General features: G+C 65.3%; 18 protein-coding genes. 12 read left to right on the top strand and 6 right to left on the bottom strand.

The features are described 5' to 3' along the window. The first annotated feature begins 6 nt into the window (after window positions 1-6). From EB75_RS12125 to EB75_RS12095, 7 genes are all read left to right on the top strand, one after another. Complete coding sequence (locus EB75_RS12125) at window positions 7-906, top strand: aldose 1-epimerase (RefSeq protein ID WP_073695639.1); 900 nt, start codon at window positions 7-9, stop codon at window positions 904-906. Between the two features lie 37 nt (window positions 907-943). After that, window positions 944-1711, top strand: a complete 768-nt coding sequence (locus EB75_RS12120; protein ID WP_073695638.1) for a potassium channel family protein — start codon at window positions 944-946, stop codon at window positions 1709-1711. 116 nt (window positions 1712-1827) lie between these two features. Further along, entirely contained in the window at window positions 1828-2130 is a 303-nt protein-coding gene (locus tag EB75_RS12115) for a WXG100 family type VII secretion target (protein WP_073695637.1), read from the top strand. A 9-nt stretch (window positions 2131-2139) separates the two neighbouring features. Further along, window positions 2140-2430 carry a WXG100 family type VII secretion target gene (locus tag EB75_RS12110; protein WP_073695636.1) on the top strand — a complete coding sequence of 97 codons (291 nt, stop codon included), beginning with the start codon at window positions 2140-2142 and terminating at the stop codon, window positions 2428-2430. 75 nt (window positions 2431-2505) lie between these two features. Next, window positions 2506-3342, top strand: a complete 837-nt coding sequence (locus tag EB75_RS12105) for a hypothetical protein (protein WP_073695635.1) — start codon at window positions 2506-2508, stop codon at window positions 3340-3342. A gap of 155 nt (window positions 3343-3497) precedes the next feature. Next, a complete protein-coding gene (locus EB75_RS28470; RefSeq protein ID WP_142239564.1) occupies window positions 3498-4487 on the top strand; it encodes an ESX-1 system-associated protein in 990 nt (329 codons plus the stop codon). A 1274-nt stretch (window positions 4488-5761) separates the two neighbouring features. Then, window positions 5762-6829 (top strand): EspK C-terminal domain-containing protein, encoded by a 1068-nt coding sequence (locus tag EB75_RS12095; protein WP_142239563.1) that lies wholly within the window; start codon window positions 5762-5764, stop codon window positions 6827-6829. 16 nt (window positions 6830-6845) lie between these two features. Here the strand turns inward: EB75_RS12095 and EB75_RS12090 are convergent, their stop codons facing one another. From EB75_RS12090 to EB75_RS12070, 5 genes are all read right to left on the bottom strand, one after another. Then, window positions 6846-7220 (bottom strand): heat shock protein transcriptional repressor HspR, encoded by a 375-nt coding sequence (locus tag EB75_RS12090; protein WP_073695632.1) that lies wholly within the window; start codon window positions 7218-7220, stop codon window positions 6846-6848. Then, complete coding sequence (gene dnaJ / locus EB75_RS12085) at window positions 7217-8407, bottom strand: molecular chaperone DnaJ (RefSeq protein ID WP_073695631.1); 1191 nt, start codon at window positions 8405-8407, stop codon at window positions 7217-7219. Before dnaJ ends, EB75_RS12090 begins: the two co-directional genes overlap by 4 nt. A 28-nt stretch (window positions 8408-8435) precedes the next feature. After that, on the bottom strand, window positions 8436-9071 hold the full coding sequence (gene grpE / locus EB75_RS12080) for a nucleotide exchange factor GrpE (RefSeq protein ID WP_073695630.1): 636 nt from the start codon (window positions 9069-9071) through the stop codon (window positions 8436-8438). Beyond that, window positions 9068-10930, bottom strand: a complete 1863-nt coding sequence (gene dnaK, locus EB75_RS12075; protein ID WP_073695629.1) for a molecular chaperone DnaK — start codon at window positions 10928-10930, stop codon at window positions 9068-9070. Before dnaK ends, grpE begins: the two co-directional genes overlap by 4 nt. A 190-nt stretch (window positions 10931-11120) precedes the next feature. After that, window positions 11121-11768, bottom strand: a complete 648-nt coding sequence (locus tag EB75_RS12070) for a pyridoxamine 5'-phosphate oxidase family protein (protein WP_073695628.1) — start codon at window positions 11766-11768, stop codon at window positions 11121-11123. Window positions 11769-11846: 78 nt separating this feature from the next. Between EB75_RS12070 and EB75_RS12065 the strand changes: the two genes are divergently transcribed. After that, window positions 11847-13253 (top strand): aminotransferase-like domain-containing protein, encoded by a 1407-nt coding sequence (locus EB75_RS12065; protein ID WP_073695627.1) that lies wholly within the window; start codon window positions 11847-11849, stop codon window positions 13251-13253. Between the two features lie 4 nt (window positions 13254-13257). Here the strand turns inward: EB75_RS12065 and EB75_RS12060 are convergent, their stop codons facing one another. Continuing rightward, window positions 13258-14712, bottom strand: coding sequence for an HNH endonuclease signature motif containing protein (locus tag EB75_RS12060; protein WP_073695626.1), 1455 nt, complete (start codon window positions 14710-14712; stop codon window positions 13258-13260). Window positions 14713-14759: 47 nt separating this feature from the next. Between EB75_RS12060 and EB75_RS12055 the strand changes: the two genes are divergently transcribed. The 4 genes from EB75_RS12055 to EB75_RS12040 all read left to right on the top strand — a co-directional run bounded on the left by EB75_RS12055 (window position 14760) and on the right by EB75_RS12040 (window position 21665). Continuing rightward, window positions 14760-15794: an IS1595 family transposase gene (locus tag EB75_RS12055; RefSeq protein ID WP_502689365.1), complete on the top strand. Its 1035-nt coding sequence runs from the start codon at window positions 14760-14762 to the stop codon at window positions 15792-15794. Between the two features lie 502 nt (window positions 15795-16296). Further along, the gene (locus tag EB75_RS12050; protein ID WP_073695624.1) at window positions 16297-17772 is read left to right on the top strand and encodes a flavin-containing monooxygenase; all 1476 of its coding nucleotides are present in this window, start codon (window positions 16297-16299) and stop codon (window positions 17770-17772) included. A gap of 14 nt (window positions 17773-17786) precedes the next feature. Next, window positions 17787-18764: an alpha/beta hydrolase gene (locus tag EB75_RS12045; protein ID WP_073695623.1), complete on the top strand. Its 978-nt coding sequence runs from the start codon at window positions 17787-17789 to the stop codon at window positions 18762-18764. 51 nt (window positions 18765-18815) lie between these two features. Next, window positions 18816-21665, top strand: a complete 2850-nt coding sequence (locus EB75_RS12040; protein WP_286150159.1) for an AMP-binding protein — start codon at window positions 18816-18818, stop codon at window positions 21663-21665. Window positions 21666-21695: the final 30 nt, after the last annotated feature.

The raw sequence follows: 21695 nt of genomic DNA, 5'->3' as shown, positions 1-21695 counted from the left end.
GAACCGATGGCCGAACTCGACACCGTCGTCTTGCGCGACCCCGAGTCCACGATGACGGCGACTTTCGTCCCCGCGGCCGGCATGATCGGGACGTCCTTTGCCGATGGCGACCTTGAGTTCCTCGGCCAGCGCCGCGGCCTCGATGCCTACCTGACGAACGCCAAAACCATGGGCATCCCGCTGTTGTACCCGTGGGCGAACCGGTTGGGCGGCAACACCTATGACGTCGACGGTGGTCTGGTCACGTTGTCGCCAGGGTCCGGTGGCGTGCGCGTCGATGCTCACGGCTCGCCGATGCACGGCGTTCTCGCGGCTTATCCGGGTTGGCTTGTCACTGAGCAGACCTCGAATTCCCTTGCCGCCGCAGTCGATTTCAGCAGGCCCGGGTTGTTGGCGTCGTTCCCGTTCCCACATGTGCTGACGCAGCGGGTCAGTTTGGTGGGCCGTGTTCTCACGGTCGAGACTGTTGTTCGGCCTTCTGGGTCCGCCTCGGTGCCGCTGTGCTCTGGCTATCACCCGTACTTCACCATTCCCGGTGTGCCGCGGCAGGATTGGGTGCTGGAGACGCCGGCGCTACGGCATCTGCCGACTGACGAACATGGGTTGCCTTCGGGTGCGGTTGAGGCTTGGCCGGCGCAGTCCGCGCCGCTCGGCGACACCGCCTACGACGACGGTTTCGACCAGGTACCAGACGGCGCGCAGTTCATCCTCCGCGGCGGCGACCACCGGATCACCGTCACCTTCGAGACCGGTTACCCCGCCGCGCAACTGTTCGCGCCACCCGGCGACGCACTGGTGGCCATCGAGCCCATGGCCGCGCCCACCGACGCGCTGCGCCGCGGCGGCTACCACCTCGCTTTCCCGGGCCGACCAGCGACAGCGCGGTTCTCGATCGCCGTCAACTGAGTTCCGAAATCGCCACTGGTGCCGCACACTTTCTGACGTGGATACGCAAGACCGCCTCGACAGGTGGGAACACCGTGCGGAGTGGCCGTTGGCGGCCGTGGCTGCCCTGTTCCTGGCTGCGTACAGCATCGAGGTTCTCGTCCAGCCGCACGGCCTCGTCGCGCGGCTGCTGACCCTGGTGACCTGGCTGGCGTGGGCGGTGTTCACCGCCGACTACTTGGCCCGGCTCTACCTGGCCCCCGACCGCAAGCAGTGGTTCTTCCGCCACTTGGTCGACCTGGCGATCGTGCTGCTGCCATTGTTGCGGCCGCTGCGTCTGCTTCGCCTGGTCGTGCTGGTCGGCGCCCTGCAGAAGGCCATCGGCAACGCCATCCGTGGCAAGGTGATCGTCTACACCATTTCCGGCGCTGTGCTGCTGGTGTACGTCGGGGCGCTCGCGGTACTGGAAGCCGAGCGCGGCGCGCCGGACGCCCACATCACCACTTTCGGGCAGGCGCTGTGGTGGGCGATGACGACGATCACCACGGTCGGCTACGGCGACATGTACCCCGTCACCACGACCGGTCGAGTCTTCGCCGCGCTCTTGATGATCGGCGGGATCAGCCTGGTCGGTTCGATCACAGCAACCATCGCGTCCTGGATCGTGCAGAGTGTGTCGGTCGAAGACGAAAAGCACGATGCCGTGACCACGGCACACATCGTCGAACTGCGGAGTGAGATCGCCGAGTTGCGGGAGCTGTTGCGCGCCAAAGTCAGCGAATCTGCCCCGGTCAACGCCACTGTCAACGGAGCTGCGCCACAGTAAGCCCTCCGACTTTTTGGTGCAGGTACCCCCGCTCTAGGCCCAGTATCCTTGCTGGGACGACTGATAACTCCCCGGGCGTAAAATCGGCCGGGGGTTGTTGCGCGAAGGGGGGCGGCATGGACGTAGTCAAGGTCGATACACAGATGTTGCGGCATCAGGTCGCAAAGCTCGAGGAGACGATACGTCACCTCCAGGAGCACCAAACGAAGGTCGAAAATGCAACTCAGTCATTCGACGGGGCTCTGAAGGGCGAGACCGGCAAGGCCGTCAAGGCTGCCTTGACGAGCTATAAGAACGCCATGGCCGCGTTGCGCAACGAGCAGCAGTCGATCACCGAGAAGCTGCAGTCCGCGGTGGCCGCGTACGACTCGACCGACGCCAATGCGGCCGCGGGCCTGACCCAAGCGATGCATCTGTAGGGGGCAGCGATGACAGAGCAGGAATGGAACTTCGCCGAGATCGAGCACACGATCGGTGCGCTCAAGGATGAGCACAAGCGGTTGAACGACGTCCTCGTCGAGGAGCGTGCCCGGATCCAGATGGTCACCAACGACGCCTGGCACGGCACCGCGCGTGAGGGCTGGCAAGCTGCCGAGCAGTCATGGGGCGAGAAGGCCGACGATGCGCTTGAAGCACTGAACAAGCTGATCGATGCCATCCAGGACGGCCATGATTCGATGGAATCTGCCGAGGGGAAGCTCAAGGGCAAGTTCGGCTGATCGACGCAGGGAGGGGAATTCGGTGTCGAGTAGTCACCGGTCGCAAGGGGCGGCGCACCGTCAGGCGGGCATCCGATGACGCCCACGTTGAAGGTTGATACGGCTCAGATTGCCGCGGCAGGTCAGGTTTTTCAGGCGGCGTCCGATGCCGTGCCGCCGCCGCCGGATTTCTACTTTCCGCCCGCTACAGACCAGCTGAGTTCAGCGGCGGCCAGGAACGCTCCCAAATTCGCCGAGCCCATCAGGACTGGCCTGCCGAAACTGAAAACAGAGACTGCCGGCTACGCGGCGAACATCAGCGAAGCTGCGTCCACGTATGCCACAACGGATCAGAACGCGGCGGCAGCTGTGCTGAAGGCAAAGCTCGACGATCCGGCTGGTCAAGGCTCTGGCGGTGGCGGTGGTGTACCGGGCGGCGGAGGCGGTTCGGCCGCCGGTGCTGCCAATTCAGCCAAAGCTGGCGCGACCCCTGCAGGTGCAGGCGGTGCGCCCGGCGCCGGCGGGGATCCGATGAGCCAGCTGAGCCAACTCGGCCAAATGGGCGGCCAGATGCTGCAGATGCCGATGCAGATGGCCCAAGCGGCCGGCGCCGTTCCACAAGCCGCTATGCAGATTGCTCAGCAAGTGGGTCAGCAGATCGGCCAGATGGCCGGCAAGAAGGGCGAGTCCGACAAGGACAAGCCTGAGGATGCCGAGAAGAAGGCTGCTGAAGAAAAGAAAGCCGACGACGAGAAGAAGTCGGCAGCAGAGCAAAAACCGCAGGCACAACCGGAGAAAGAGCATCCCAAGGCTCCTGTCGAGCCCAAGCATGCTGCCGCGCCGGTCCATGGTTCCGGCACCGCCCCCGTGCCGCCGTCGTCCGGACCACGGCATGCCGCACCGACCCGACCCAATGTGGAGGAACAACTGTGACCCAGCCACCGCCGTCCGGCCCGTGGGGCGGCCAGCCCCCGCAGCAGCCCGGGAACTGGCAGGGCTACCCCGGTGGACAGCCGGGTCCGCAGGGTCAGTGGAACCCGCAACAGCAGTGGCCGAGTCCGACGCCCGCGCCGCAGAAGAAGGGTCCGGTGAAGTGGATCCTCGGTGCGATCGCGTTGATCGCCGTCATCGCGGTGACGGCCGTGGTCGCAGTGTCATGCGCTGGCGGTAAGGGCTCCGACAATGGCGGCGGCGGTACGTCGACGTCGGGTGCGAAATCCGACATCGCCAGCGCGAACGACACTGGGCCGGTTTCGGTGATAACCGAAGATCCGTCGTGTGCGCCGTGGGGTCCGATTAATGACACGTTGGCGAACATAGAAAAGAATGGATGGGACAAGCGCGACCCATCTCTGCCTGCATCCTCATGGACACCGGATATTCGAGATCAGTATCAGGCTGTTGCTCGAGCAATGGAGAATGCCGCCAATCAATCCATTCCACTAATTAAACTAACCACGCATCGAGTAATGCGTGAGCTCTTCGAACAATTTCGAGCCTACGCACGCGCCTACGCCGCCAAAATCGAGTCGTATACTCCCGACGATAATAATATCGCTCTCACAGTGAACAGTATCGGGGCGACGATACTTGGAGTATGTCAGTCAATCTCGTTCGGATCTGCGGCGGCGCGCGGCCCCTTGATCCCAGCGGCAGAACCTCCTGCACGGACTACCACTGTCGGAGATCCCGCAAGTCCGCAACGCTTCATGAAAAGTGGCGACGCTATTTGCGAGCCTTGGATTAGCGCACTGAACGATTTCAACACAGATCCCGCAATTTCTGCGTGGTTCAAAATTGATCCAAATATCCCAGCCAGCAGCTGGACGCCGGACCTCAGGGCAGTCAATGAGGCCATAGTTGCACCCATGAAGGAATTTACGAATTCGATTAGCCGCCTCGGAGCGAGGGCTCAGAACCCGTCGATCCAAGACTTTGCAACACTCGCAGCACAATACGGGTCTGCATTCATTGAAGCCTTGCCTACATACACCCAACCCGATGAACACCTTTACGACGTACTTCGATACGCTCCCGGGATTATTTCTGGCGCTTGCAAAACAGGCGGTGGGAACTAGTGGGCTTGCAGAAACCTGGAGACGCGGACGACATGCTCGAACCTGGGGCATGGCCAAACGCAGATGAAACCAAGTTTCGCGAGGTTGCTCAAGCATGCACGGACGCCCTACAGCGCCTCGTAAGCCGCGCCGCCATACCTTGGGGAAATGAAGTCAACGACACATTCAAAAACGGTGGCGGATACTGGGTCGGCGGCGCCGCTGGCGCGGCACACGATAAGGGATTATCCGCCGTTAGATCATTTATCGATATGCGTCTTTGGCTGACATTGTCCGCAAATTGGAATGACCACATGCACAACGTCATTACAAACGCCAAAATCGAGATAATCAACAATGTAAATGCAGCCAAAGACGCTATCAGCAAGATAGCAAAAGACGACCCAGACTATTCAACACTGGTACACAATCGAAAGGTTGAATGCTACAACAAGAACCTCGGAGTGGTAGAACGCGCAGCAGGCGGCGTTGAATCTCCGTCCACATACCACCCACGCATTAGCGAGCACGAACTAGTCACCAATGGACTGCCGACACCACCGCCGACAATCGGAGCCGCTCCGCCACCTCCCGCGAGCGCACCAGGAGAATCGAAGCCCGATAGTAGCGGCCGCGGACCAGCGGGAGCTCCGGTTGCGTTACCGACTGGACAGACACCGAATACTGTAGGTGGGTCAAACTCCGCAGCTAACCAGCAAAATTCTCGGGGAGAGGTCGGAGCCCCCGCGGCTGCACCTACAACCCAGCAGCCACCGACCCCAGCCAACCCAGCATCTAGTAACCAACTCGGACCAGCTGGCGCACCTGCTGCGCAGCCCGCGAAGCAGGCGGCTCCGGCCGATCCTGCCGCGACCGCCGTTCCCGGCGGGGCGGGCCCGGGCGGTGCCCCCGCTGCATCGATCACACCAGCGGCATCGGGGCCCAGGTCGACGGGCTCCACGTCTGCTGGCGGTGCCCCATCGTCCACAAGCGCGACCAGTGGAAGCAGCAGTTCTGCCAGCGGCCTGAGCGGAACCGGCAGCGGTTCCGGTGCGCAGCAGTCGGGTAACCCGACTGGACAGGGTGCCGGAGCACAGCAACCAGGCGGTGGCCCGAAGAACCCGCTACAGCAGGGCCTACAGCAGTTCGGCCAGGGTTTGCAGAACGCAGCGAGCAACGCTCCGCAGCCGCTGGGTGCCGCTCAACCGGCGACGGCACAGCCCACCACGCCGAACCCGGCCACTCCGACTCCGACCGGCGCCGCCGGCGGCACAACCGGGACAGGTGCAGCTCCGGTGAGTGCCGCGTCATCAGCAGGCAGCAGCGGTCCCGTCGGTGGTGGCCCGGCAGCTGCGGCCCCGGCTGCGCCGGCAGCACCACTGGGCCCTGCCCCGACCCCGTCTCCGGCAGCACCGGTCGCACAACCCGGGCAGCCCGTCGGACCTGCAGGCCCGGGCGTCGCCGCCGCTGGCACGAACAACCAGCAGGCTGCTGCCGCGGCCGCGCCGATCCCGGTCAGCCCGGCCCGAGCGGAGCGCGACGCGATGGCCGCTGCCGCCAAAGCTGGTCTGCTGCAGCGGAAGTCGGCAGGAAACACCGACGCGGACATCGAGATCGCGCGGCGAATCTCCGCCGCCTTGCACGCGCCGCCATCCGTCCCACTCGCCAGCTACCAGTTCGTGTGGGCAGTCGGCGTCACATCTGAGGGCCAGATTCTTGCCGCCAACTCCTACGGCATCGGATACATCCCAGAAGGGGTGAAACTGCCGGGCCAGGTGACGTTGGTCAGTGCCGACGAGGCGATCCCTCCGGCTGAGCGCGGGCGCTGGGTGAATTTCCCGTTCCTGGCGCTACAGGGCTGGGCACAGTTCCACAACAAGACGCTGCGCGCGATCATCGGCACGCCTGAAGAGGTCAAGCCGTACAAATCGAGCACCCATGTCGAAGAGTTGGCCCCTGATGACATTCCGGCCGATGGCACGATGCAGGGCCGTTCGCGGCTGCAGGTGATCGCTCCGGAAGCGGCTGCGCGCCTTGAGGAATGGTCTGATGTCACGCTGTACGAGGCGCTGCCCCCGCGGCCGGTACAGGAGGCTCCGCCAGATCCCAAGCAGGCGATGAGGCTGTGGATGGGTGCCATCCAGCCGCTGATGCGGACCACTGGCACCAGTGGCCCGGTCGATCATCTGACCAAGTTGATCGCCTACGCCGACCACATGCAGAACGTCGAGCTATACAAGGCGTACACCGCCCCGCATGTGGCTGCGCAGCGGGAGGCGATGTCGGATTGGATTTACTGGCAACACATTTCGTCGATCTGCCAGGACGCCACGAACCCTGTGCTCGGCGGCGTCCAGGCGTAGGCGATCGCGAAGGTTCTTACCCCCGCGGCGAACTACCGCCCCGTCGCCGCGGTTCCCACAGCACCAGAGCGGTGCTGGGCTTGCGGACGCGTTCGAGTTCGGCGGTCACCTCGGTGAGGCGGGCCTGCAGCGCCTCGACCTGATTGGTCAGCTCGATGATGCGCTTGATGCCGGCGAGGTTGACGCCCTCGTCCTGGGACAGCCGCTGCACCTCGCGCAGCAGGTCGACGTCGTGCTGCGAATAACGTCGACCGCCGCCCGAGGTGCGCTGGGGGCTGACCAGGCCGAGCCGGTCGTATGTCCGCAACGTCTGTGCGTGCATACCGGCCAGCTCGGCGGCCACCGAAATCAGGAAGGTACGGGCTTCCTCAGTCTTACGCCGGGCACTCATAGCGACCCGGCCCAACCCGCCCGCGGATCAAATCCACTGGCGCGCTCCGCTTTTGCGTACGCCTCCAAGGCCTCGGCCGCTTCACCTTCGAGGTTCGGCGGCACGGCAACCTTCACGGTCACCAGCAGGTCGCCGTGGCCCCCGGCGGCGCCGCGCTTGGGCACACCGCGCCCACGCACGCGCAGGATCCGGCCGTCGGACGTGCCCTTGGGCACCCGGACCCCGACCTTGCCTTCCAGCGTCGGCACGGAAAGCGTTGTTCCCAATGCCAATTCGTGGAAGCTCACCGGAACGGTGACGGTCAGGTCGTCGCCGTCGCGCCCGAACACCTTGTCGGGACGGACGTGCACCGTGACGTACAGGTCGCCCGAGGGCGCCCCGCGCAGACCTGCTTCGCCTTGCCCGGCCAGCCGGATGCGCTGACCGTCGGTGACACCCGGAGGGATGCGCACATTGATGGTGCGCGTCCGGGTGGAGACGCCGGTGCCTTTGCACTCGTCGCAGGGGTGCTCGATGATCGAGCCGGTCCCGCGGCAATCGGTGCACGGCTCCGAGAAGCCGAACGCACCCTGGTTGCGGTTGATGACGCCGGCACCGTTGCAGTTGGGACAGACCTTGGGGCTGGTCCCCGGACGCGCGCCACTGCCGTGGCAGTTGGTGCAAGGTGCCGGGCTGGTCAGGCGCAGCGGCATCGCCACGCCCTTTGTCGCTTCCAGGAAGCTCAGCTCGGTTTCGGTTTCCAGGTCGTTGCCGCGGCGCGGACGGCTGGGACGCGGCTGCTGCGCACCCCGACCGAACAGGCCGCCGAACAGGTCACCGATGTTGGCGCCGCCGGTCTGCCCCGCCTGGTCGAACAGGTCGCCCAGGTTGAACTCCGACGAATCGCCGCCGAAACCTCCGAAGCCGCCACCGCCTCCGCCGCCACCGAACCGTCGGCCGAATCCACCGTTGGCGAAAAGCCGCCGGGTTTCGTCGTATTCGGCACGCTTGGCGTCGTCGGTCAGAACTTCCTTGGCCTCGGTCGCTGCTTTGTAGCGGTCCTCGGCTGCCGGGTTGTTCGGGTTGCGGTCCGGATGGTTGTCGGCCAGCACCTTGCGCGCGGCGCGCTTGATCTCATCCTTCGTGGCGTCAGAGGTGACGCCGAGTTCCTTGTAGAAGTCCTTCTCGACCCATTCACGTTGAGCCATGTCGCGTCACCTCCTCAGCGTCGCTCGGTTACTCGTTTGATTCTGGTTTCTGTTCGGTCGCAGCGTCGGTATTGGCGGGCGTGTCGGGCTGGTCGGCCGCGTCGAATTCGGTCGGCACAGCATCGACAACCCCGACCAGTGCGTGCCGCAGCACCTGCTCGCCGAGTTTGTAGCCCTGGCGCATCACGGTGCCGAGCACCGGATTTGAGCCGTCGCCCTCGTGCTGAACGGCCTCGTGAATCGACGGATCGAACTCGTCACCCTCGGCACCGAATGCGCTCAGGCCGATGTTGCCAAGGGCGGCAGAAAGCTTGTCCGCCACCGACTTCAGCGGCCCGGATTCGAGATCCCCGTGGGCGCGAGCCCGGTCGAGATCGTCGAGGACCGGCAACAGGTGCTGGGCGACAAGGGCTTTGGCCCGTTCCGCGGCGGCCTGCTCCTGACGGATCGCCCGCTTGCGGTAGTTGTCGTACTCAGCCTTGACCCGCTGCAGCGTCGACTTGAGCTCTGCGGCGTCGTCCACGGCGTCACCGGCGGCCGGGGCCTCCGGCGCCGACCCCTCAGGGGCCGACGCCGGAGCGCCCTCACGCGGTTCGCCGGTTTCCGGATCGATGCGCCGCTTGTCGGTGATGGTCACCGGCTCGTGCGAATCGTCCTGTGTCACTTGTTCTCCTGATCGTCCTCGACAACCTCGGCGTCCACGACGTTGTCGTCTGCGGCGGCGCCACCCGGAGCACCCGCACCCGCGCCGGCGGCCTGCTCGGCCTGAGTGGCCTCGTAGATCGCCTGGCCCAGGGCCTGGCTCTCGACGCCCAGCTTCTCCATGGCCGTCTTGATGGCGGCGATGTCGGTGCCGGCGAGCGCGGTCTTGGCCTCAGCGATGGCACCGTCGACCTTGGTCAGGGTGTCCTCGGGAACCTTCGAGCCGCCCTCGGCTTCACGCTGATCCTTGACGAACTTCTCCGTCTGGTAGACCAGCGACTCGGCCTGGTTGCGGACGTCAGCCTCTTCGCGACGCTTCTTGTCCTCCTCGGCGTGCGCCTCGGCGTCCTTGATCATCCGGTCGATCTCCTCCTGGGACAGGCCGGAGCCTTCCTGGATCTTGATCGTGTTTTCCTTGCCGGTGCCCTTGTCCTTGGCGGTCACGTGCACGATGCCGTTGACGTCGATGTCGAAGGTGACCTCGATCTGCGGCACGCCACGCGGGGCCGGCGGGATGCCGGTCAGCTCGAAGCTGCCGAGCAGCTTGTTGTGCGCAGCGATCTCACGCTCACCCTGGAAGACCTGAATCTGCACCGACGGCTGGTTGTCGTCGGCCGTGGTGAAGGTCTCGGACCGCTTGGTCGGGATGGTGGTGTTGCGCTCGATCAGCTTGGTCATCACGCCACCCTTGGTCTCGATACCGAGGGACAGCGGGGTGACGTCAAGCAGCAGAACGTCTTTCACCTCACCCTTGAGCACACCGGCCTGCAGCGCGGCACCGACGGCCACGACCTCGTCCGGGTTGACGCCCTTGTTGGGCTCCTTGCCGCCGGTCAGTTCCTTGACCAGTTCGGTGACGGCAGGCATACGGGTCGAGCCACCGACGAGGACCACGTGGTCGATGTCGGAGACCGAGATACCGGCGTCCTTGATCACGGACTGGAACGGCTGACGGGTCCGGTCGAGCAGGTCCTGCGTGATGCGCTGGAACTCCGAGCGGGTCAGCTGCTCGTCGAGGAACAGCGGGTTCTTGTCGGCGTCGACGGTGATGTACGGCAGGTTGATCGAGGTGCTCTGCGAGCTCGAGAGTTCGATCTTGGCCTTCTCCGCAGCCTCACGCAGACGCTGCATCGCCATCTTGTCCTTGGTCAGGTCGATGCCGCTGGTGCCCTTGAACTTGTCGACCAGCCACTGCACGATGCGCTCGTCCCAGTCGTCACCACCGAGGTGGTTGTCACCGGAAGTCGCCTTGACCTCGACGACGCCCTCGCCGATTTCCAGCAGCGAGACGTCGAAGGTGCCACCACCGAGGTCGAAGACCAGGATGGTCTGTTCCTTCTCGCCCTTGTCCAGGCCGTAGGCCAGGGCGGCCGCGGTCGGCTCGTTGACGATGCGCAGCACGTTGAGGCCGGCGATCTGGCCGGCTTCCTTGGTGGCCTGACGCTGGGCGTCGTTGAAGTAGGCCGGAACGGTGATGACGGCATCGGTGATGTCCTCACCGAGGTACGCCTCCGCGTCGCGCTTGAGCTTCTGCAGCGTACGAGCGCTGATCTCCTGCGAGGTGTATTGCTTACCGTCGATGTCGATGGTCCAGTCGGTGCCGATGTGGCGCTTGACCGAGCGGACGGTCCGGTCGACGTTGGTCACTGCCTGGTTCTTTGCGGGCTGACCGACCAGCACCTCGCCGTTGCGCGCGAACGCGACGACCGACGGGGTGGTACGGGAGCCCTCAGAGTTTGCGACGACGACGGGGTCGCCACCTTCGAGAACCGAGACGCATGAGTTGGTGGTCCCGAGGTCGATACCGACCGCACGAGCCATAGTGATGCCTCCTGATAGACATTGTTGGTGATCTGAGCGAACTGCGCTCAAGCTTGCTATCGGACGGGGCCGTCTGTCAAGCCGAACTTGAGCCTGGTGCGCTCAACTTGTTGTCGGTGAGTCCAACGGGGGCAGTTCCCGATCTATTCCCGATTCCCCAAAAATGTCTAACCAGATCTATGTGCGCTGGTCAGGCGCCTCCCATGCCGACCATCACCCGCACCGAGTCGGGCAACTCGGCCGTCGACCACTCCGCTCGCTGGGGTGCACCGTAGGTGACCGAGAACGGCACGATGCCCGCCCAGGCGGTGGTTTCCTCGTCCGGTTCGGCGACGGGCCCGCCGTTGACCTTGTACACCCAGTCCCCCTCGACGATCGGTAGGGAGATGACGTTGGTCGCCGCGATCTCCTTGGGCAGCATGGCGCGCACCTCGGCGGTGCGACCGGGGATGAGGAGCTCGCTGAACCGCTCCAGGAGGGCTTCCCTGTCCTCGCGTTCGGCCGGTCGCAAGTCGCCGTAGATCACCGCCGAACGGTAGTGCACCGAAGAGTCAAAAGTGCTGTGCGCCACCACAAGTGCGTCCATGGCTGTCACACAGAAGGCCACCTGGGCGTCCTTGCCGTTGACCCCCAACGCACCCGCACCCGTCGAGCCGTGGATGAGGATCCGATCCTCGTGACGGACGAACAACGTCGGCACCGCAAGCGGCCTGACCCTGCCGTCCGGACGGGCCACATTGCCGACGTTGAGCACGCCCCACCACTGCCCGTCGAGGAACTCGTCGAGGGCGGCGCGGGCGGTGGACTGTCGACCGGACTTACGGGTGAGCCTTTCCATGCTTCAAGATCACCACAATTCCGGACTTGCCGGAATAGCCAGAAATTGCATTGCTCCCAAGGCCAGTATTCTCCACAGATGGCCCGTCACACCCGCGTGGTGCATTTGCCGCTGGAGACCACCGATCTCAGCGCCAGGGCGATCGCGAGCCAGCTGGTCGCGTTGATTGCCGCTGGGCAGGTCGGTGACGGAGACTGGCTGCCCTCGACCAGGACTTTTGCCCACGAGCTCGGGTGCTCACGAACCATGGTCGCCGCCGCGTACGACGAGTTGGTGGCTGCCGGATTTCTCGAGGGTGTGCCGGGCGCCGGAACCCGGACCACCGCCGGCGCCACCGCGGCCGCACAAGCCGGACTCTCCAGCCGAGCTCCGCGCCTCGATGACGTCGGCGTGGTGCCGACACTTGATACCCGAGCGCCTCGCGCGGGCGTCGACCTTCGCCCAGGATCTCCCGACACCGAACTCATCGACATGCGGGCATGGACGCGCGCGTGGCGGAAGGCAGCGTCGGACCGACCCACGGCACTGTCCCCATGGGAAGGCGCCGACGACGCCTTCACCGCCGCCATGTCCCATCACCTTCGCGTGAGTCGCGGCGTCGACACCGACACGGTGTTCGACGTTCCCGGGTCGACGGCTGCCTTCGAGGCACTGGCCAACGTCAGCGGCTTGACCCGCTGTTACCTCGAATCACCCTGCTATCCGTCCGCCGCCCACGAGTTCGCCCGCGCCGGCTTGGATCTGATCTACGTCCCGGTCGACCACGACGGGCTCTGCGTCGACAGGCTCGGCGACGAGCCCGGCATCGTCTACACGACGCCGGCACACCAGTACCCACTCGGACACCGGCTGTCGGTGCGTCGGCGTGCCGAGCTGGTCGCGTGGGCCAAGCGCACCGGATCGATCGTCATCGAAGACGACTACGACGGCGAATTCCGTTACGGAGTCGCGCCATTGCCCGCCATCCGGTCGATACCGGGTGCGGGCGAACACGTCGCCTACGTCGGGACCGCATCGAAAATCCTGGCTCCGAGCCTGGGCGCGGCCTGGTTGGTGCCACCGGTACCGCTGCGCAACGCGGTCCAGACCTACCTCCGTGACCACCGGATCGCGGTATCGACCATCACCCGCGCCGCGCTCACCGAATTGATCGTTGCTGGGGAATTGCAACGGCACCTGGCCCGCGCTGGTCGCGAATACCGTTGCCGCCGTGACATTTTGATCAGCGAGCTCGAGGCCCGCTGTCCCGATCTCGAAGTACTCGGCGTACAGGCCGGGCTCCACGTCGCCATCCTGCTGCCAGCCGACCACCGCGACCGTGACGTCGCCGCATCCCTCGAGACCGACGGTCTCGTCATCACGCCACTGTCGACCTTCCCGCAGCGGTCCGATACCGAGATCAACGGTCTGGCAGTCAATTTCGCGAAGATCACGCGATCGAGCGCCAGACGCTTCGCCGATTGCACCGCCACGGCGATCAGATGAGCCCCTAGAACGGTGCGGGTTCATCCCAGTTTTCTTCTATTGCTCGGACCTTTTCGCGTTCGAGGCGTCGCGATTCCTCGCTGGCGATGCGTTCTTCGTTGGCCATCCGCGCCTCGTTGATGAGTTGTTGGCGTTCCTGCGCGCGGGGCTGTTTGCGTTTGGGCATGCAGTAGCCGCGTCCGGGTGTGCGCACCGGCTCGTCGGTGATCTCGGGTGTTCCGGTCGGCTGGGCGAGTTGCGGGTACCAGTGGGCGCCTTCGGGTTTGGTGATGTACGTGTGCCCAGTCGGCGCGACCCACACGACCGACCCGTCGGGGTATTGGTGGTCGGTCCAGCCGTGGAACGTCTTGAGGAGGTGGTGAAACCGGCACAGGCACTTGAGATTTGATGGGTGTGTCGGGCCGGCGGGGTGGGGCACGGTGTGGTCGAGGTCGCAGGCTTCGGCGGGCCGGTCACAGCCCGGGAAGCGACAGGTCAGGTCGCGGCAGCGGACGAACTCCGCGAGTTTGGCCGAGGGCCGGTAGCGCGGTTCGGCCACATCCGGCGGCAGGTCCACCTGCCGGATGACCGCACCGTCGACGAGGTGGGCGACCTGCTCGGCAGGGACCTGCCCATACCCGGGCAGGAAACCCGGCGCCTGCCCGTCGAGGGTCTTACTGCCGGCGATCACGTGGATGACCGCGCGGGTGCCCACGGTCGGCGCCGGCAGCCCCGCGACCGCGGCGGCGGGGCAGTCGGATTGTCCACACTCGCACCGCAACCGACCACCGCGGGCCAGGGCATCGATGGCGGCGGCACGGCGCTGATCATGGCTGCGCCCATCGTTGCGGCACACGCTTTTGGCCAGGTCATCGAGGACGGCGTCGAGCACCGCGGCGGCCGCCGCATCCACCGTCCCGCAGACACTCGCACTTCCCGGGCCGCAGGCGCGGATGTCGAGGTAGCGGGCTTGCGACGGGGGTTTCGGCGGGTGCACGCCGGCTTGGTCGCAGGCGGCGATGATGGCGTCGATGCGTTGCTCCATTTTCGGTTTCGACAACCGGCCCCAGGCCACGATCTTGGCGGCAAGGTCGGCATCGACTTGTTGGGCGATGTCGTCGTCGATGATCAGGTCGGTGCGGGAGACGATCATCGCGACCATCACCGCATCGATCAGGCCTTTCGCATACACCGCCGCCACCTTTGGCAGCCGGGTGCGCAGCATCACCGCCCGGTCCACTTGCGCCTGCGCCCGCTTGCGGGACACCCCCAAAGCGGCGGCGACCTCGACGACCAGCCCGGCATAGCCGTCGATCGCCCAATATCGTTTTTCGATGTCGTCGTCGGGGGCGCGTAGCTCCCACAGATCCGCGACCGCGGCCAGTCGGCGCGCGCCGGCGGCGTTCTCTTCCCGGGTCGACAGGGTGATAGCGTCGACCGCCGCGGCCGCGGCGTGGGGATCACTATTGGATTCGCTCATGTGTACTGCTTATCTGCTTAATTGGACCTATGCTGGTCAGCGTGGGTATCGAAGTTGGTGGACCAGTCGGCGGGGTGGACTATCCGCGCACGTTCCAGGAGTTTCGAACGTGGTTTCCCGATGACGCGGCGTGCGTGGAGTATCTGGCGAATCTGCGCTGGCCAGAAGGCTTTCGCTGCCCGGTATGTGGTGGTGACCGGGCGTGGCAGACCTCGACGCAGCATTGGAAGTGCGTGGCCTGCGGCCGCAAGACTTCAGTGACCGCCGGGACCATCTTTCATCGCACCCGTACGCCGCTGACCACGTGGTTTGCGGCGATCTGGCTGGTCACCTCACAGAAAAACGGGGCCTCGGCGCAGAACCTGCACGACATGCTGGGGCTTGGTTCCTACGAAACCGCGTGGGCCTGGCTGCACAAACTGCGGCGCGCGATGGTGCGCCCCGATCGTGAGCTTCTATCCGGGGTGGTCGAGGTCGATGAATCGTTCATCGGTGGCCGGGCCACCGGCCGCGATGGCGCATCCACGACGAAGGTTCCCGTGATGATTGCGGTGGAAAACCTTGGAACACAGGTGAATCGGAAACTTCGCCTCGGCCGGGTTCGGTTAGGAGTAGCCGACGCGCCTGGGTCCAAGCAGCTCGTCGACTTCGCTCGCAACACTGCCGAACCCGGCTCGCTGATCCGCACCGACGGTGCGCGGATGTTCCGCGTCCTGGCCAACGAGGGCTACCGCCACGAGTACATCTCGGGCTACAGCGCCCCAGAACCCGGTCACGTCACCCTGCCGGGACCTCATCGCATCGCCTCCCTGCTCAAACGCTGGAATGCCGGCACCCACCACTACCGCGTTGAGCGTGAACACCTGCCGTATTACCTCGACGAGTTCACGTTCCGCTTCAATCGCCGCAGGTCAAAGGCCCGAGGAATGCTCTTCTATCGACTGCTCCAGCAGGCCGTGAACACCGACCCGCACCCACTTCACGACCTCATCGGCGGCACCGATTCACCCGTGCACGACATTGACCCGGCAGCGAGAGAAGATCGGAAATTACTGCCTAGCAACACTTTTGGCGATTTCTGACATTCAAGTCCAGTTAAGCAGATAAGCAGTTCATGTGTTCGAATTTAGACATGCCTACCGACAAGATCGGGAGCCGCGAACAACCCGCCATCGCCGACGGTTAGGGCGCCTAAACATAGGCGCCGCAGGAGGATTGGCGTCGCATGCTCGGCGCACGAATCCTCGACGGTTAGGTCAACTAGCCAATAGCGCGGCGCCGCAACGCGATTAGTCGACCTAACCGTCGAGGCTCCGCGACTCCACCAGTGAGGCCTGGCCGAGTGAGCCCCATCAGAGGACAGTTAGGTCACCTAACCGTCGAGGATCGCAGTACGGGGGCTGCGGGGTGCCGGAGCCAACCGAAGCACACCGCGCAGGGGCGGGCCCGGCAAGAACTACCGAGGCCATCTAACCGTCGAGGATCGCAGCGCGTTCGGGGTGCCCACGCCTGCGAAACCCGGCATGGACGGCGTGCCACGGAATTAGAGTCAAATACACCTGCCGCACCGGCCAAGGAGTGCCCATGACATCCACCGCTCCCATCGACGTCCTGGTCATCGGCGCAGGGATTTCCGGCATCGGGATGGCGTATCACCTGAAGACCTTTCGCCCAGGTACGTCGTTCCTGGTGCTGGAGGGTCGGGACGCGATCGGCGGCACCTGGAGTCTCCATCAGTATCCGGGCATCCGCTCCGACTCAGACATGCCGACGTTCGGCTTCGGCTTCAAACCGTGGACGCACCGCAAGTCGATCGCTGATGGGCACATCATCCTGGACTACCTGCAGCAGACCGTCGAGGAGAATGGCCTGGCCGAGCATCTCCGCTTCGGCTATCACGTCGATTCGGCGAATTACGATTCGCACCAAGGTCTTTGGACCGTCAACACCACCCACAACGGGCAGCCCGAGACGTTCACCTCGCGCTTCCTGTTCATGGGCACCGGGTATTACGACTACGAGAACCCGTACATCCCCGACTTCCCCGGCAGGGAGGACTTCGAGGGTCCGGTGATCCATCCCCAGCTCTGGCCGAAGGATCTGGATTACACCGGCAAGAACGTCGTCGTCATCGGCAGCGGCGCCACCGCCGTCACGCTGATTCCGAACATGGCCGACAAGGCCGCACACGTCACCATGCTGCAGCGCTCCCCGAGCTACGTGTTCTCGATACCGGCGTCCGACCCCATCGCCAACGTGCTCAACAAGGTGCTCGGCCATGAGCGGGCGTACAAGCTGGTGCGCCGCAAGAACATCTCGCTGAACCGCGGACTGTTCAAGATGTGTATGCGCTACCCAAAGCTGATGCGAAAGCTGTTGATCGCCAACGTGGCTCGACAACTTCCGAAGAACTTCGATGTCGACACGCATTTCACGCCCAAGTACAACCCGTGGCAGCAGCGCCTGGCCATGGTGCCCGACGGCGACTTGTTCAAGATGGTGTCGTCGGGCAAGGCGTCGATCGTCACCGACCACATCGAGCGGTTCACCAAGAACGGCATCCTGCTGAAATCCGGGCAGGAACTGGCTGCCGACATCATCATCTCGGCGACGGGGCTGAACATGGTGCCCTTCGGCAAGGTGACGTTGAGTGTCGACGGGCACGCCCTGCACCTGCCCGACCACACCGTCTACAAGGCGATGATGCTGTCCGGCGTACCCAACTTCGCGTTCGCGGTCGGATACACCAACATCGCCTGGACGTTGAAGGTCGACCTGGTCTGCGAGCACTTCTGCCGCATGCTCGACTACGTGGACGAGCACGGCTACGCCACGGTGGTCCCCGTCCTGGAAGACGGCACCATGGAGCGAGTCCCCTTGCTGGACATGACGTCCGGCTATGTCCAGCGGGCCGTTGCGAAGTTCCCGCGCGGGGGCACCTACGGGCCGTGGGCATTCAAGCACGCCTACGAAATGGACCAGGAGCGGCTGCGCAACGGGCCCATCGAAGACCCCGCGCTGGTGTTCACGCCCGCCGCCGCACCGTTGTCCGTGGTCTGACCGAAGGAGCGCTCATGAAATCCGACTTCTTTTTCCTCAGCCACGGCGAGCGTTGTGCCGCTTGGCATCTGACCGCCGAGACCGACGCGCTGACCGGCCAGACCGGGCGGCCGTGCGTGGTCATGGCACATGGCTTCGGCGGCACCCGGGACTCGGGTCTGCTCGCGTTCGCGGAGCCGTTTGCCGCCGCCGGCATGGATGTGGTGGTGTTCGACTACCGCGGCTTCGGCGATTCCGAAGGCGAACCACGCCAGTACATCTCGGTCAAGAAGCAGCGGCAGGACTATCACGCCGCCATCGACGCCGCCAGAAACCTGCCGGGCGTCGACCGCGATCGCATCGCACTGTGGGGCACCTCGTATTCCGGCGGGCACGTCATCGCCGTCGCCGCAGAGGACCAGCGGGTGGCCGCGGTGGTGTCGGTGTGTCCCGCGACCGACGGGCTGGCTGCCCTGGTGCAGGGAGTTCGAGAGACGAGCGCCGGTCACCTGGCGAAAGTCGTCGCGCACGGGCTACTCGATGCCGCGGGCGCCCGGCTCGGGCGCCGCACCCACTACCTGCCCGTGGCCGGGCAGCCGGGAAGCAACGCGCCGATCAGCACCCCGGGCGCCGCGGAGTCCTACCTCGCACTGGCGGGCCCGACCTGGCGCAACGAGTTCGCGGCCCGGACGGTGCTGGAAGTCGGGTTCAACAGGCCTACCGTCCACGCCAGCCGGCTGGAGTGCCCACTGCTGATGCAGATCGGGACCAACGACCGCATCGCGCCGCCGGATGCGGCCAGAAAAGCCGCGAAGAAGGCGGGATACCTCGCCCACCTGTGTGAGTACCCCATCGACCATTTCGATTTCTACGAAGAACCGTGGCAGCCGCAAGTCCTCGCCGACGAGCTCACTTTCCTGACCCGGGTCCTCGATCCGATCCGCTCGACCGACGTGCATTTGCGGTCGACCAACCCTCCGGCACCCAGACTGGCGGTCAAACTGCCGTGGTGAACGCGTCCGCTTGGCATGATCTTCACCGAGTGTTGATCGAAAGGGCGGACCGTGATCTTCGACAGGGTTGTAGCAACGACTCGTAACTGGCTGGAAGTGGCCCGCTACGGCGGGTTGGAGACGGGCGAAGAGCCGGCGCCGTTCGACGTCGTCGCTCAGGGCCGGATCCACAAGCTGCGGCGGTACCGCACCGCGGGAGAGGCGGGCCGGCCCCAGGTGCTACTGGTGCCGCCCCTGATGCTCACCGCCGACGTGTTCGACGTGTCACCGCAGGCCAGCGGCGTGCGCACTCTGATAGAGCACGGCATCGACCCGTGGGTCATCGACTTCGGTTCGCCGGAACAAGAGCCTGGCGGGCTCAAGCGCACCCTGGCCGATCACGTTCTGGCCATCGACGCGGCCATCGACGAGATCGTCGCCACCACCGGAGCCAAGGTGCACATCGCCGGGTATTCGCAGGGTGGCATGTTCTGCTATCAAACGTCGGCATACCGGCGCAGCGAAGGCATCGCCAGCGTGGTGACCTTCGGCAGCCCGGTGGACCTGAGCAAGACCGCACCGTTCGGGGTGCCGGCGAACGTCGCCATCCCGGGTGCCGGGTTCGTCATGGAGAACGTCCTGCGCGGCCGGTCGGTGCCGGGCTGGGCGACCCGGCTGGGTTTCCAGATGCTCGACCCGGTGAAGGCGGTCACCGGACAGCTTCAGTTCCTGGCCGCGTTGCACGACCGCGACGCGCTGTTGCCCCGCGAGGGACAGCGTCGTTATTTGATGAACGACGGCTGGGTGGCGTGGCCGGGGCCCGCCCTCGCCGAGTTCTTGCAGCAGTTCCTGGTCCACAACAGGATGTTGACGGGTGGCTTCAGCATCGCCGGGCGGCCGGTGACGCTCGCCGACATCACCTCGCCGATCCTCGCCTTCGTCGGAGAGGTCGACGAGATCGCGCCTCCCGCATCGGTCCGCGGCATCGTCGGCGCCGCCCCGCGCGCCGAAATCTTCGAAAGCACCTTGCACGCAGGGCATTTCGGGCTGGTGGTGGGTAGCACCGCAACAAACCACACGTGGCCGCTGGTCGCCGACTGGATGCGGTACGCAGAGGGCCTCGGCGAGTTGCCGGAACACGTCGCCAAGGTCGACGCGACGACCACCATCCCCGAGACGGCGCCCGCCGGACCGGCCGAGGGCGTCCAGGCTCTGATCGATGTCGGCCGCACGGTTGCCGGTTCCGTGGCCCGCTCGGTGGGCAACATGCGCGGCGTGTTCGGCACGGTGTCACGCCAGATGCCACGGTTGGCGCGCATCCGTAGCCTCGATGCGAACTCGCGAATCTCGTTGGCGCTCTTGTTCGATGAACAGGCCGAGCATGCTCCCAACGATGTGAGCTTCATGTATGAGGACCGCAGCTACACCTACGGCGAGAACAAGGTCCGCATCGACGCCGTGGTTCGCGGCCTGCTCGCAGCGGGCGTGCGCGCCGGTGAGCACGTCGGCGTCATGATGGGCACCCGACCCTCTGCGCTGGCGGTGGTGGTCGCACTGAACCGCATCGGCGCCGTCGTCGTGATGCTGCGGCCCGATGCCGATACCGCACGGGAAGTCGAACTCGGCAAGGTGAACAGGGTGATCGCCGACCCCGAGCATTCCGAGGCCGACTTCGCCGGGCGCCCGCTGCACACCTTCCTGCTCGATACGCCCTACCTGCACCGCGACCGCACGCTCACCGCGCTCGAGATCGGCGAGACCAATGCCGTGCGCATCCCGGACTGGTACCGCCCCAACCCGGGCCGCGCCGGTGAGCTCGCGTTCATCTTCTTCGGCGGCCCCGACGGCGACCCCCGACCCATCCGAGTCACCAACGGCCGCTTCGGATTGTCGGCGTACGGCACCGCGACCTCTGCGGAGTTGACCAACTCCGACACGGTCTACTGCATCAACCCGATCTACCACACCTCCGGCCTGCTCACCGGTATCGGCGGTGCGGTCGCCGGCGGCAGCCGCCTGGCCATGGCAACCGATCTGGACCCGGCGACGTTCTGGACCGAAGTACGCCGCTATGGCGTCACCATCGTCTGCTACACGTGGGCGCAACTGCGACCGCTGGTCAATGCCGCGCCGCAGCCCGCCGAACGCAATCACTCCGTCCGACTGTTCGTCGGCTCCGGTATGCCGCGCGGTCTGTGGCGCCGAGTTCTGGATCGTTTCGCACCCGCCGGCGTCCTGGACTTCTGGACCACCAGTGAGGGCGAGGCCATCCTGGCCAACATCAACCCGACCAAGCCCGGGTCCCTGGGCCGGCCACTGCCCGGCAGCGCAACGGTGGCGGTGGTCCGCTGGGATCCCGAAGCGCAGCAGGTTGTTTCGGGTGACGACGGCTACGCGATCCGCTGCGCCGACGACGAGACCGGGCTGCTGCTGGTGAAGATCGGTTCAGCGACGACCGCCTCCGCGCCGCCCATCCGGAACGTGTTCGCGGCCGGCGACGCATGGTTCTCCAGCGGCAGCCTGGTCAGCCGGGACGCCGACGGTGATTACTGGCTGATCGACGCCGTCGATACCCAGGTCCACACCGCCGACGGCATCGTGGCCTCGCTGCCGATCACCGCGGCCATCGGCAAGCTGCCGAGCGTCGACCTGGTGCACACCTTCGGCGTCGCTTCCGACGACGCCGAAGTGGCGATCGCGGCGCTGTCCTTGGTGGACGGGCAGGACATCTCCGCCGCCGACCTCGATGAGGCGCTGGCGAGCCTGCCTGCCCTGGAACGGCCGGTGTTCGTTCGCGTGGTCGACGACGTGCCGATGACGCCGTGGCACCGCCCGGTCGCCGGTCCGCTGCGCCGCGATCCCCTGCCGCCGCCCGGCCGCTACTTCGCCCTCGCCGGCGATGGCACTTACAAGGAAAGCTGACATTGACCTGACTAGTTCGTCAATAATCTT

This window comes from Mycobacterium sp. ST-F2, from assembly GCF_001905655.1.
Classification (GTDB): domain Bacteria; phylum Actinomycetota; class Actinomycetes; order Mycobacteriales; family Mycobacteriaceae; genus Mycobacterium.
Note: the sequence above shows the minus strand (reverse complement) of the source record. Positions and strands in the feature narration are given on the sequence as shown.

What these genes read in the sequence shown, in the direction of transcription:
- EB75_RS12125 (WP_073695639.1), top strand. Translation starts at nt 7, where the DNA reads ATGGCCGAACTCGACACCGTCGTCTTGCGCGACCCCGAGTCCACGATG.
- EB75_RS12115 (WP_073695637.1), top strand. Translation starts at nt 1,828, where the DNA reads ATGGACGTAGTCAAGGTCGATACACAGATGTTGCGGCATCAGGTCGCA.
- EB75_RS12110 (WP_073695636.1), top strand. Translation starts at nt 2,140, where the DNA reads ATGACAGAGCAGGAATGGAACTTCGCCGAGATCGAGCACACGATCGGT.
- EB75_RS12105 (WP_073695635.1), top strand. Translation starts at nt 2,506, where the DNA reads ATGACGCCCACGTTGAAGGTTGATACGGCTCAGATTGCCGCGGCAGGT.
- EB75_RS12090 (WP_073695632.1), bottom strand. Translation starts at nt 7,220, where the DNA reads ATGAGTGCCCGGCGTAAGACTGAGGAAGCCCGTACCTTCCTGATTTCG.
- dnaJ (WP_073695631.1), bottom strand. Translation starts at nt 8,407, where the DNA reads ATGGCTCAACGTGAATGGGTCGAGAAGGACTTCTACAAGGAACTCGGC.
- dnaK (WP_073695629.1), bottom strand. Translation starts at nt 10,930, where the DNA reads ATGGCTCGTGCGGTCGGTATCGACCTCGGGACCACCAACTCATGCGTC.
- EB75_RS12070 (WP_073695628.1), bottom strand. Translation starts at nt 11,768, where the DNA reads ATGGAAAGGCTCACCCGTAAGTCCGGTCGACAGTCCACCGCCCGCGCC.
- EB75_RS12065 (WP_073695627.1), top strand. Translation starts at nt 11,847, where the DNA reads ATGGCCCGTCACACCCGCGTGGTGCATTTGCCGCTGGAGACCACCGAT.
- EB75_RS12060 (WP_073695626.1), bottom strand. Translation starts at nt 14,712, where the DNA reads ATGAGCGAATCCAATAGTGATCCCCACGCCGCGGCCGCGGCGGTCGAC.
- EB75_RS12050 (WP_073695624.1), top strand. Translation starts at nt 16,297, where the DNA reads ATGACATCCACCGCTCCCATCGACGTCCTGGTCATCGGCGCAGGGATT.
- EB75_RS12045 (WP_073695623.1), top strand. Translation starts at nt 17,787, where the DNA reads ATGAAATCCGACTTCTTTTTCCTCAGCCACGGCGAGCGTTGTGCCGCT.